Source organism: Amycolatopsis sp. NPDC058340 (genome assembly GCF_042723975.1).
Taxonomy (GTDB): domain Bacteria; phylum Actinomycetota; class Actinomycetes; order Mycobacteriales; family Pseudonocardiaceae; genus Amycolatopsis.
Map to the genome: position 1 here is coordinate 1 of NZ_JBHXIB010000079.1, position 11,933 is coordinate 11,933.

At 68.3% G+C, this 11,933-nt stretch carries 10 protein-coding genes; 3 read left to right on the top strand and 7 right to left on the bottom strand.

The window, feature by feature from the left end; genetic code table 11:
• Positions 1–55: 55 nt before the first annotated feature.
• Entirely contained in the window at positions 56–1,486 is a 1,431-nt protein-coding gene (locus ACFWIW_RS40295) for a carotenoid oxygenase family protein (RefSeq protein WP_378373309.1), read from the bottom strand.
• A gap of 70 nt (positions 1,487–1,556) precedes the next feature.
• On the opposite strand from ACFWIW_RS40295, the gene ACFWIW_RS40300 reads away from it, so the two are divergent.
• Together ACFWIW_RS40300 and ACFWIW_RS40305 are read left to right on the top strand one after the other, a co-directional pair.
• Positions 1,557–2,255 (top strand): TetR/AcrR family transcriptional regulator, encoded by a 699-nt coding sequence (locus tag ACFWIW_RS40300; protein ID WP_378373310.1) that lies wholly within the window; start codon positions 1,557–1,559, stop codon positions 2,253–2,255.
• 97 nt (positions 2,256–2,352) lie between these two features.
• Entirely contained in the window at positions 2,353–3,294 is a 942-nt protein-coding gene (locus ACFWIW_RS40305; protein ID WP_378373311.1) for an alpha/beta hydrolase, read from the top strand.
• 3 nt (positions 3,295–3,297) lie between these two features.
• Here ACFWIW_RS40305 and ACFWIW_RS40310 read toward each other — a convergent pair whose 3' ends face one another.
• From ACFWIW_RS40310 to tig, 6 genes are all read right to left on the bottom strand, one after another.
• A complete protein-coding gene (locus tag ACFWIW_RS40310; RefSeq protein ID WP_378373312.1) occupies positions 3,298–4,218 on the bottom strand; it encodes an anti-sigma factor RsbA family regulatory protein in 921 nt (306 codons plus the stop codon).
• Positions 4,219–4,292: 74 nt separating this feature from the next.
• On the bottom strand, positions 4,293–4,673 hold the full coding sequence (locus ACFWIW_RS40315; RefSeq protein WP_378373313.1) for a hypothetical protein: 381 nt from the start codon (positions 4,671–4,673) through the stop codon (positions 4,293–4,295).
• A gap of 104 nt (positions 4,674–4,777) precedes the next feature.
• A complete protein-coding gene (gene clpX / locus ACFWIW_RS40320) occupies positions 4,778–6,073 on the bottom strand; it encodes an ATP-dependent Clp protease ATP-binding subunit ClpX (protein WP_016332355.1) in 1,296 nt (431 codons plus the stop codon).
• Positions 6,074–6,290: 217 nt separating this feature from the next.
• A complete protein-coding gene (locus tag ACFWIW_RS40325; protein WP_240594604.1) occupies positions 6,291–6,962 on the bottom strand; it encodes an ATP-dependent Clp protease proteolytic subunit in 672 nt (223 codons plus the stop codon).
• A 27-nt stretch (positions 6,963–6,989) separates the two neighbouring features.
• Positions 6,990–7,592 (bottom strand): ClpP family protease, encoded by a 603-nt coding sequence (locus ACFWIW_RS40330; RefSeq protein ID WP_016332353.1) that lies wholly within the window; start codon positions 7,590–7,592, stop codon positions 6,990–6,992.
• Between the two features lie 172 nt (positions 7,593–7,764).
• Entirely contained in the window at positions 7,765–9,135 is a 1,371-nt protein-coding gene (tig, locus tag ACFWIW_RS40335) for a trigger factor (RefSeq protein ID WP_378373314.1), read from the bottom strand.
• A 453-nt stretch (positions 9,136–9,588) separates the two neighbouring features.
• Between tig and ACFWIW_RS40340 the strand changes: the two genes are divergently transcribed.
• Positions 9,589–11,601, top strand: a complete 2,013-nt coding sequence (locus tag ACFWIW_RS40340) for a fatty acid desaturase (protein WP_378373327.1) — start codon at positions 9,589–9,591, stop codon at positions 11,599–11,601.
• Positions 11,602–11,933: the final 332 nt, after the last annotated feature.

Sequence of the window (11,933 nt, forward strand, 5' to 3'; positions counted from 1 at the left end):
TAAAAGCGCCTGGGGGCGTGGTCGGTTAGAACCGTCCTCGCCACTCACGAGGCCCTTACTCCGTACCCACCCAGTTGCCGTGGAAGCCGTTCGGCACCCGGTCCGGCAGGTGCACGGCGCCGACGGTCTCCAGCGTCCCCGCGTCCAAAATGGTCAGATCACTCTTCTGCGTCGCGGGATCGTAGACGAACCCCATCAGCACACCCTCGTCTTCGCCGGCGTCCACAGAGGACGGGACGAACACGAACTCCCCCACCTGGCTGCCCGCGCCGAACTCCCTCGACGCGACCGACCGGTTCCACAGATCGTGCTTCAGCAAGGAACCCGACGACGCCGAACCATCCTTTGTGGACACCGAGTAGCCGAAGCGGTGCCTTCGCCCGACCAGCCGTTCGTCGACGCGCGGGAACTCCTGACCCTGGTCGTCGAGGCGTTCCTCGATGACCTTGCCGACACTCAGGTCGACCGTCCAGCGGTCCAGGGTCGGCGGCCCCTCGGCCGGTCCGAGGAGTTCGGTGTCGAACATCTTCGGATGCCGGACGACGTCCAGCACGATGTCGTCGCCGTCGTCGTAAGCGTTCATCGGGTGGAAGACGTAACACGGTTCGATCTCGAACCAGCGGACGTCGCCGTTGCCGCCGTCGCGCGGCATGACGCCGATCCGCGCCGGGTACTTCGGGTTCCAGCGGTACGGCAGGCCGGCGTTGCCCGTTATCCGCTGACGAAGCCGCGCGCTGAGCGGATCCGGCACCTTCACCTTGCCCACCAGTGCCGACATCACGAGCCTCGCGGGCGTGCGCAGGAACGGCGGAACGGAAGAGGTGACGGCCTGCTCGCTGTCGAAGGTGACCGGGAGGTCGTAGAAGACGACGTGTTTCTCGGTCAGGGAGAAGTCGTGCATCATCGGTGAACCGGTGACCTCGATGTCGACCGTGCGCCGCGCGCGGCCGTCGACGCCGATCACCGAGTACTGGACCTTGTTGCCCGAGCCGAAGAAGTACGAGACGGCGTGCAGTTCCCCGGTTTCCGGGTCACGCTTCGGGTGCGCGGTGTAGCCGCCGGGCAGCGTGCCGTCGAAATCGCAGGCGCCGACGGTGTCGAGCTCGTCGGTCAGCTCGAAGTTCGTGGCGCCACCCTCGATCAGCGCGAGGGTCTTGCCGGCGTGGCCGATCACATTCGTGTTGGCCCCCATCGAAGCGGGCCCGCCTTCCCAGCGTTCGCCGAGCCGGTGCGAGAGCCCGGGATTGCGCACCCAGCGGTTGCGGTACCACTCGGCGCGGCCGTCGCGCAGCCGGACACCGTGCACCATGCCGTCGCCCATGAACCAGTGGTACGTCGCGGGGTCCACTTCGGACAGCGGGTTCGGCCCGTTCCGCAGATAACGCCCGTCCAGGTACTCCGGGATGTGCCCGGTGACGTTCAGTTCGGTGATCGTGTGCTCTCGGCTGACCGGGGCGAAGTTGCCCTCGAGGAACTTGTTGCCCATCACAGACCCCTACCCTGGAATAACGATGTTATGCGCTCATTTATAACAGGGTTATGAGATACTGGCAAGCATGGCACCGAAACCCTCCGCCGCCGAGGTCAAGGGCAAACTGATCGAGGCGGCGATCCGGCTGCTTTCGCACGGCGGCCCGGAGGCGCTCCAGGCCCGCAAGCTGGCGGCCGAGATCGGCGCGTCCACCATGGCCGTGTACACCCACTTCGGCGGGATGGGCGCGCTCGTGGACGAGGTCGCCCGCGAAGGATTCCGGCGGCTGTCGGCGAACCTTGGCCGGGTCGAGGAGACCGAAGACCCGGCTGCCGACATCCTCACCCTGGCGCTGGCGTACCGGCGGACCGTCGTGGACGACCCGCAGCTCTACGCGGTGACCTTCGGCCAGAGCCAGCCGAACGGGCAGAAGGCGACCCTCGGCGACATGACCAGCGAGGAGACCCGCCAGAACGCCAGCGAAGAGGGCGTCGAGGCCTTCGGCTACCTCGTCCGCGCCGCGAAGCGGGTGATCGACGCCGGCCGGTTCCGTCCGGCCCCGGAGTTCGAGGTCGCCGCCCAGCTCTGGAGCGCCGTGCACGGCTACATCACGCTGGAGGTCGCCGGCCACTTCGGCGACGGCGAGAATGGTGTGGACCACATCCTGATTCCCCTGGCCACCGCCCTTGGCGTCGGTCTGGGCGACACTTACGAGGCCGCGACACGCTCGGCGCGCCGCTCGATCGAGGCCTGGCGCGCGAAAGAGGGAAACATCGGCACCTGATCCGGCGATACCCCGGTCACAGGTCGGTGAATCGTGCAACCTTCGAGCGGAAACGCGCGTCTGACCTGGTGGAAGCCAAACGGGGGAACGGGGATCGGTGAACGAGGACGACCAGGGGCATACGACGCTGCCGGGGGTGGACGGCGCCCGCCGGTGGCTGAGCCGTCGTTCCGTGCTGATCGCGGGCGCCTCCGGTCTCGGAGTCGCCGGCCTCGCCGCCGGGACGGCCACCGGAGCCCTGCCGTTCAGTGAAGCGCTCCAGCGGGCGCTCGGCGTCGCGTCGCCGACCCCGGCCACCCAGCTGGGCAGCCCCCGGGTCGAACGCGTCTACTCCGAAGCCCGCGGCCGCGAGGTCGATCTCGTGCTCATGCTGCCGACCAAGGCGCCGCCCAAGGGCCTGCCGATGTCGCTGATGCTGCACGGCCTCCACGGCACCGCGCGGCACGCGGCCCCGACCGGACTGCTGAAGCAGCTCGGCAGCGACGTCGCCCGCAAGGCGGTGCCGCCGTTCGGGTTCGTCGCCGTCGACGGCGGCGACCACTACTGGCACGAGAACAAACCGGGCGACAACCCGATGGCGATGCTGCTCGAAGAGGTCCCCCGCTGGCTCGCCGCCCGCGGCCTCGGCGGGCGGGACGGGCAGCCGTTCGCCGCCACCGGGCTTTCGATGGGCGGCTTCGGCGCGCTGCTGTACACCCGGCGCCGCCTGGAACGCCGCCGCCCGCCAGCCGCGGTCGCGGCCCTCGCACCCGCGCTGATCACGTCGTGGGCCGAGATGAGCAAACGGCGCGCGTTCCGCGACGCCGCCGACTGGGGCTCGCTGGACCCGCTGCGCCATATCGACGTCACCAAAAGCGTGCCGACCGGGATCTGGTGCGGTACCGAAGACCCGTTCATCGGCGGGGTGCGGAAGTTCATCGCCGAGGCGCGGCCCATGGTGGCGCACACCTCGCGCGGCAAGCACGGCGACGCCTTCAACCGCACGGTCGTGCCGAGCTTGATCGCGTTCCTCGGCAAACACGTCCCAAAGAACGCCTGAGGTTCAGACGCGGAAGTAGATCCTGGTCACGGTCGACCCCGGTCTCAGATACTGCCGGACCAGGTCGGCGACCTGGTTCACCAGCACCAGGCCCCGTCCGCCGATCTGTCCCGGCGAGGCGGGACGCCGTCCGGCCAGCGGATCGCTCAGCGTGCCCTCGTCGATGACCTCGCAGAGCACGTAGCCCTCTTCACGCCAGATTCGGACCACACCGTGGCCCGAACCGTGCAGCACGCTGTTGGCGGACAGTTCGGCCACGGCGAGCACGAGATCTTCCACCCGCTCCAAAGCGAGCCCGTACTCCTCGGCCCGGTCCTGCGCGAAACACCGCACCGCGCCGAGCCGGGCGAGGTCGAAGCGGAACGCGTCGGCCGCCCGCGGCTCGGGCAGCGGGAGGTTGTACTTCTCGACGACCGCGTCGGGGGCGTAACCCGCGCTCGGGCGATCGCCGCCGGCGCCGGAGAGGGTCGGATGGGTCCGCTCGGCGTCGGCGAGGACGTCGTCGTCGAGCCGGTCGCGGTCGTACGGGCAGAGGATGCCGAGCTCGCGGTCTCCGAAGGCGACGTTGATCAGCGCCTCGTGCTGCGCACACGCCGGGTACTCGAGGGCCGAACGGCCCGCCCAGATCGGTTCGCCGATGATCCGGACCGGACCGGTGCGGTTGTCCGCGAACGCGAGCAGCACACCGGGCAGGATGCGGCCGGGGTTGCGGCCGGCCTCGGTCATGTCGATGAACTCGACCCCGGCGGCGGAATCGCCCAAGGCGGCTTCGATCAGCGCGAGATTCCGGCCAGGCACGGCCACCGCGACGGGCTCGCCGAGCTTCAACCCCTCCAGGATGTACGGAACCGTACCGTCCAGGTACTCGGCGTCACCGGAGTAGAGCAGGCCAACGTGGGAGAAGAGACCCGCGGTGACTGTCACGGACTCGTCTTACCCCGTGGGGACGATTCTGAAACCCTGCTAACGGAGGGAAATCCGGAAACGGGCCGGGCCGATCAGCCGAGCCAGCGCCCCGCCATCGAGATCAACCAGAATCCGGCGAGCGTCGCACCGGCGAACAGCCCTGTCCAGGCGACGAGCGACTGGTTCGCCTCCGCGCTTCGCGCCGCCTTGAGCCGGACGAGCGCGTACGCCGAAACGGCGAAGAACGGCAGCGGGATCAGCGGCAGCGGCGACAAGCGGACGACACCGGCCACCAGGCAGGTCGCCACCAGCACGCCCAGCGCGATCGTCAGCGCGCGCGGAAGCCACGGATGCCCGCGGTACGCCCCGACGACGATGCGTTCGGTGAGTTCGACGAGTCCCCTGACCTCGCGCGGACTCGCGGCTGCCAGCTCGGGAGCCTCGTTCTCGTCCTTCGTGGGAGTCAGCGGCACCTTCGCATCCTATCCCGGTCCGGTCACCGGCCGGACCGGGCCGGAGAAAACCGATGCCCCGGCCGGAGGGATCCGGCCGGGGCATCGGTGACGAAAGTGTGCTCTCAGGCGGACTTCTCGCCGCGCTCGCTGCTGCGACGGCGTGACGGCTGACGCGCCACGATCGTCGGGTTCACGTTCTCGCGGACGGTCTGCTCGGTGATGACGACCTTCGCGACGTCGTCGCGGCTGGGGATGTCGTACATGACCGGCTGCAGGACCTCTTCCATGATCGCGCGCAGGCCGCGGGCGCCGGTGCCGCGGAGCACCGCCTGGTCGGCGATGGCCTCGAGCGCGGTCTTGGTGAACTCCAGCTCGACGTTGTCCATCTCGAAGAGCTTCTTGTACTGCTTCACCAGCGCGTTGCGCGGCGTGGTCAGGATGCTGACCAGCGAGTCCTTGTCGAGGTGGGTCACCGTCGCCACGACCGGGAGACGCCCGATGAACTCCGGGATCAGCCCGAACTTGATCAGGTCCTCCGGCATGGTGTCGGAGAAGATGTCGCTCTCGTCGATCTCGGCCTTGGTGCGGATCTCCGCGCCGAACCCGAGGCCGCGTTTGCCGACCCGCTCGTTGATGATCTTCTCCAGCCCGGCGAACGCGCCGGCCACGATGAACAGCACGTTCGTCGTGTCGATCTGGATGAACTCCTGGTGCGGGTGCTTGCGGCCGCCCTGCGGCGGCACCGACGCGGTGGTGCCCTCGAGGATCTTCAGCAGCGCCTGCTGCACGCCCTCGCCGGACACATCGCGGGTGATCGACGGGTTCTCCGACTTGCGGGCGATCTTGTCGACCTCGTCGATGTAGATGATGCCCGTCTCGGCGCGTTTGACGTCGTAATCCGCCGCCTGGATCAGCTTGAGCAGGATGTTCTCGACGTCCTCGCCCACGTACCCGGCCTCGGTGAGCGCCGTGGCGTCCGCGATCGCGAACGGGACGTTCAGCATCTTCGCCAGGGTCTGGGCCAGATAGGTCTTGCCGCAGCCCGTCGGCCCCAGCATCAGGATGTTGGACTTCGCCAGCTCGACGGTCTCGTCCTTGGAATCCTTCGGCCCGGCCTTGTCGTCGGACTGCACACGCTTGTAGTGGTTGTACACCGCCACGGCCAGCGATCGCTTCGCGTCGTCCTGGCCGATGATGTACTGCTCGAGGAACTCGTGGATCTCGGCGGGTTTGGGCAGCTCGTCGAGCTTGACCTCGCCTGCCTCGGCCAGTTCCTCTTCGATGATCTCGTTGCAGAGATCGATGCACTCATCGCAGATGTAGACCCCGGGGCCGGCAATGAGCTTCTTCACCTGCTTTTGGCTCTTGCCGCAGAAAGAACATTTCAGCAGGTCGCCGCCGTCACCGATCCGTGCCATGGCCGTTGACCTCGTCCCCTCCGGCGCGATACGCGCCTGACTGTCTTACCGCCCCGGTCACGGATGACCGCTCGGAGCCTCACACACTGCCACTGACGGTACCCGTCCGATGCCGCCGACGGGAGAACCAACGTCACATCTGAGCACGCCAGAAGCTGACCATAGACCAGGGGTCCGGTGCGTGTCGTCACCCGACACGCACCGGTCCCTCCCGCGATCAGCTGCTCGAAGCCTTGCGGTACTCGAGCACCTCGTCGACGATCCCGTACGCCTTGGCCTCGTCGGCCGTCAGGATCTTGTCGCGCTCGATGTCCTTCTTGACCTCGTCGGCGTCCTTCTTCGTGTGCTTCGCCAGGATGACCTCCATCTGGCGCCGCACCCGCTGGATCTCGTTGGCCTGGATCTCCAGGTCCGAAACCTGGCCGTACGTGCCCTCGGTGGCGGGCTGGTGGATCAGCACGCGCGAGTTCGGCAGGGTGAAGCGCTTGCCGGGGGTGCCGGCGGCCAGCAGCACCGCGGCGGCCGAGGCGGCCTGGCCGATGCACATGGTGACGATGTCCGGACGGACGTACTGCATCGTGTCGTAGATCGCCATCAGCGCGGTGAACGAGCCACCGGGCGAGTTGATCAGGATCATGATGTCGCGGTCCGGGTCCTCGTGCTCGAGGTGCAGCAGCTGGACCATCACGTCGTTCGCCGACGCGTCGTCGATCTGCACGCCGAGCATGATCTGGCGCTCTTCGTACAGCTTGTTGTACGGGTTCGATTCCTTGATGCCGTAGCTCGTGCGCTCGACGTACGAGGGCAGGACGTACCGCGACTGCGGCAGCTGGAGCCGCGACTGCATCCCGGGCGCCTGCGACCCGTTCGGAAGCTGGAAGTTGCTCATTGGATTCTCCTGTGTGCGAGGCGCGGATCAGCTGTTGGGAAGCGGGTTCTCACGAGTGAGGACCTGGTCCACGAAGCCGTAGTCCTTCGCCTCCTGCGCGGTGAACCAGCGGTCGCGGTCACCGTCCTTGACGATCTGCTCGACCGTCTGGCCGGTCTGCTCGGCGGTGATCCGGGCCAGCTCCTGCTTCCACTTGCCGAACACCTCGGCCTGGATGGCGATGTCGGAGGCCGTGCCGCCGACCCCCGCCGAGGGCTGGTGCATGAGGATGCGCGCGTGCTGCAGCGCGTACCGCTTGCCGGGCGTGCCGGAGGAGAGCAGGAACTGCCCCATCGACGCGGCCAGGCCCATCGCGTAGGTCGCGACGTCCGGGCGGATCAGCTGCATGGTGTCGTAGATCGCGAAACCCGCGGTGACCGAACCACCGGGCGAGTTGATGTAGAAGCGGATGTCCGACTCGGAGTCGTCTGCGTCGAGCAGCAACAACTGGGCGGTGATCCGGTTGGCGACCTCGTCGTTGACCTCGGAGCCGAGGACGACGATGCGCTCCTGGAGCAACCGCTCGAAGACCGAGTCGGTGAGGTTGAGCCCTGCGGTACCGGTCCGCGCCTGGGGCGTGTGCTGCGTCACGTCATGCCTGCCTTTTCGCCGACGGCGGCGGGTGGAACGTTCGCCGCCGCGTATGTCCAGATGCTTGAGGATCTTGCAACCGACCCTAACGAACTTGGGCGGTGCAGAATGCCTGACACCGCCCAAGTTCGCTTACAGCTTTACGGTCCGATTCGACCGGACCGGATATTCCCTACTCGGCCGCAGTCTTCGCGGGTTCCTCGGTGACCTGCGTCTCCTCGGCTGCGGGGCCGAAGAGCTCTTCGAGGTCGACCGTGGCGCCGGAGGCGTCGGTCACGGTGGTCTTGCGGACCACCGAGGCCAGCGCCTTGCCGCGGCGGACGTCGGCGTAGATCGCGGTCAGCTGACCGGACTGCTGCGCCCGCTGGACGTACTCGTCCGGGCTGACGCCGAAGCGCTGCGCCTGGTAGATGATCCGCTCGGTGAGCTCGCCGTCGTTGACCGACGTCTGCTCGGCGTCGGCGATGCTGTCCAGCAGCAGCTGCGTGCGGACCGCCTTCTCCGACTCCTCGCGGACCTCGGTGTCGAACTCTTCGATCGTGCGGCCTTCGGCCTCCAGCGCCTTCGCGAACTGCGCCTCGTCGTGGTCGAAGGGGTGGATCGCGTCGTGCTTGCGGTTCTCGATCTCGGCCTCGAGGACCTTCTCCGGGATCGCGACCTCGGTGCGCTCGAGCAGCTCCTCGAGGACCTTGTCACGGGCCTGGACGCCCTGCTGCATCTTCTTGACGCGGCCGAGACGCTCGCGAAGGTCGCTCTTCAGCTCGTCGATCGTGTCGAACTCGCTCGCCATCTGGGCGAACTCGTCGTCCGCCTCGGGCAGCTCACGCTGCTTGATGGTCTGCACGGTGACGGTGACGTCGGCGTCCTTGCCGGTGTGCTCGCCGGCGACCAGCTTCGTGGTGAAGGTCTTGGTCTCGCCCGCCTTCGCGCCGATGATCGCCTCGTCGATGCCGTCGACGAGCTGGCCGGAGCCGATCTCGTAGGACAGGCCGGTGGTCGAGGCCTCCTCGACCTCCTGGCCGTCGACGGTGGCCGCGAGGTCGATCGAGACGAAGTCGCCGTTCTCGGCCGGGCGGTCGACACCGGTCAGCGTGCCGAAGCGGGCGCGCAGCTCGTCGAGCTGCTCGTCGACCTCGGCGTCGGTCAGTTCGACGTCGTCGACGCTGACCGCGAAGCCCTCGAGGTCGGGCAGCGAGATCTCCGGGCGGACGTCGACCTCGGCGGTGAACTCGAGGACCTCACGGTCCTCCAGCTTGGTCACCTCGAACTCGGGCTGGCCCAGCGTGCGGACCTCGCCCGCGCGCACGGCTTCCATGTACTTGGCCGGAATGACCTCGTTGACGACCTCGTCGAGCACCGGGGCGCGCCCGATCCGGCTTTCCAGCACGCGAGCCGGCGCCTTGCCCGGGCGGAAGCCGGGGATGCGCACCTGCTGGGCGATCTTGCGGTAGGCGCGGTCGAAGTTCGGCTTGAGCTCGTCGAACGGCACCTCGACATTGATCTTGACTCGCGTCGGGCTGAGCTGCTCGACGGTGCTCTTCAACGTATTCTCCTCGAGCGGTAAACGATGTGTTGGGGCATCCGCATGTCGTCGACGGCGGATGTGCCCTGGTCACCTTGCAGACCGGGCCGTCCGAGTCTAGGCCGTGTCCCTTCCCGGCCCGGTCCCGGGGCCATCAGCCCGCCCTCCCCCGCCGGTCACAGGTTTCGAACCACGTCGGACCATCAGGCCCCTGACCACCCGATCGGACCAGTTTTCGGTTCTTCTCTGTTACGAACCGGCCCTTTCCTGGACACGGATGCGTGCCACGCTTCACCATCGGACGCCGTGACGAGGCGTTTCGGCGATCGGATGAAGTTTACAAACCAATACTAATTGTCTACGGTATGCGAGCTTGTCCCGGTAGCCATCGACCGAGGGGAACGATCGATGACCGTCGCCGTAACCCGGTCCGAGGACACGGGGGAATCACCCGAGAGAAGACCGAGACGCGGCGTGCCCAGCCCGCGGATCCCGCTGCCGCTGGTCTCGGTGCCGACCGTGCTGCTGTTCACCGGCGGCGCCATGGTCTGGACGGGCGCCACCTGGCTGGTCGTGAACGAGGCCGCGCCGCTCTGGGTGACCATTCCCCTGCACGCGCTCGTCACCTTCACCATGTTCACCGTGCTGCACGAGTCGACGCATCACGCGGCCGGGCGGCTCACCTGGGTCAACGAACTGCTCGGCAGGCTCGCGATGCCGTTCGTGGCGGCCTACGGCTCCTTCCCCCTGGTGCGCTACATCCATCTGGAGCACCACCGCAACACCAACGAGGACGCCCACACCGATCCCGACGCCTGGACCGCGCACGGCCCCTGTTGGCAGTTGCCGCTGCGCTGGCTGACCATCGACTTCTGGTACGCCCGCTTCTACGTGGCGCGGCAGCGCACGAGGCCGCCGGCGGAGCGGATCGAGACCGCGGCCGTCCTCACGCTGAGCCTCGCCGCGTTCGCCTGGCTGGCCGTGAGCGGCCACGGCTGGGAACTGCTGATGGGCTACCTGATCCCGCAGCGCCTCGGGCTGGCCGTGCTGGCCTGGTGGTTCGACTGGCTCCCCCATCACGACCTCGGCGCGCAGCGGCAGAACCGGTTCGGCGCCACGCGCGTCCGCGTCGGGCTCGAATGGCTGATGACGCCGATCATGCTGTGCCAGAACTACCACCTGGTGCACCATCTCCACCCGGCGATCCCGTTCTACCGCTACCTGCGCACGTGGCGGGACAACCGCGACGCCTACCTCGCCAGGGACGTCCCGATCGCGACCCCGTGGGGCCGCGAGCTGACGTCGTCGGAGTATCGCGAATGGCGACGGCTCACCGGCTCGTTCGACGAGGAACCGCCCGCGCCCCAGCCCCTGCGGCCGAGCCGGTTCCACTCGCTGCGGGTCGCCGAGGTCCGGCCGCTGTGCGAAGGCGCCGTCACCGTGACGTTCGAGGTGCCGGAGCGGCTGCGCGAGACCTTCCTCTTCACCCCCGGTCAGCATCTCGTCATCCGCGCGAAGGTCGACGGGGAAGAGGTGCGGCGCGCCTACTCGATCTGCTCGACACCGGACTCCGGCGTGCTGCGGATCGCGATCAAACACCAGCTCGGCGGCGCGTTCTCGACGTTCGCCACCACGGAACTCGCGGCGGGCGACGTCCTGGACGTGCTGCCCCCGGACGGGGAGTTCACGCTGACCCCGCGGCTGGGCCGCGCCGGCCGCTACGTCGCGCTCGCCGCGGGCAGCGGGATCACGCCGATCCTGTCGATCCTGACCGCGACCCTGCGGAGCGAGCCCAACAGCAAGGCGACCTTGCTGTACATCAACACCTCCGGCGCCAGCACGATGTTCGCCGACGAGCTCGGCGCGCTCGCCGCGCGGCTGGGCGGGCGGCTGCACGTCGTGCACTACCGCACCGACGAACGCGACCCGGACCTGCGCACGCAACGGCTCGAAAGGCCGTTCGACATCGTCGGCGAGGCGCTGGCCATCTCGCACGAGCGCTACCAGCGCGGGCGACTCGACAGCACCCGCCTCCGCGCGCTGCTGCAGGCACGGCTGCACCCGGCGAAGGTGGACGACTGGTTCCTGTGCGGCCCGCGCGACCTCGTCGACATGGCCCGCCGGACACTCGCCGAGCGCGACGTCCCCGAGGAGAACGTCCACTTCGAACTGTTCCAGGGCGCGCTTCCCGTCCGCCCGGCGCGGCACCCCGGCTCGACGCTGACGGTCACCGCCGCCGGGAAGACCGTCGAAATCCCCGCCACGGTGGGCGAAACCGTGCTCAGCGCCGCGCTCCGGCACGGCGTCGACGCGCCGTACGCCTGCGTCGGCGGGGCTTGCGGCACGTGCCGGGCGACCGTGGTGCGAGGCAGCGCGCGGATGGACGTGCACTACGCGCTCGGGGACGACGAGGTCGCAGCGGGGCGGATCCTGACCTGCCGGGCGGTGGCGACCTCGCCCGAACTCACCGTCGACTACGACCGCTGACCCCGTACCTGGCGGTTTCGCGTGCCTGGAGGGACGACACGTGTGATCAGACGGACGACACACGTGTCCAGGCGGACGACTCTCGGCGGACGCGGCCGTATACGCGTGTCGTCCGTCCAGTCACGCGTGTCGTCCGTCCAGTCACGCGTGTCGTCCGTCTGATCACGCCTGCCGTCCGCCCAGTCACGACGTGGCCGCCCCACGGTTTCGCTGGCAGGGTGAGGCGAGGCAGAGTTGGGGCTTAGCAAATAGCCACCCAGCACTGTGTGGAAGGATGGTGTTGATCAAACTCACCACCGGTTGGGGCGGCGGCGGGGGCCGGGGGGTGCGGC

Bases quoted from the DNA above. Each gene is read 5' to 3' on its own strand.
- ACFWIW_RS40295 (WP_378373309.1), bottom strand. From the start codon at position 1,486: ATGGGCAACAAGTTCCTCGAGGGCAACTTCGCCCCGGTCAGCCGAGAG.
- ACFWIW_RS40300 (WP_378373310.1), top strand. From the start codon at position 1,557: ATGGCACCGAAACCCTCCGCCGCCGAGGTCAAGGGCAAACTGATCGAG.
- clpX (WP_016332355.1), bottom strand. From the start codon at position 6,073: ATGGCACGGATCGGTGACGGCGGCGACCTGCTGAAATGTTCTTTCTGC.
- ACFWIW_RS40325 (WP_240594604.1), bottom strand. From the start codon at position 6,962: ATGAGCAACTTCCAGCTTCCGAACGGGTCGCAGGCGCCCGGGATGCAG.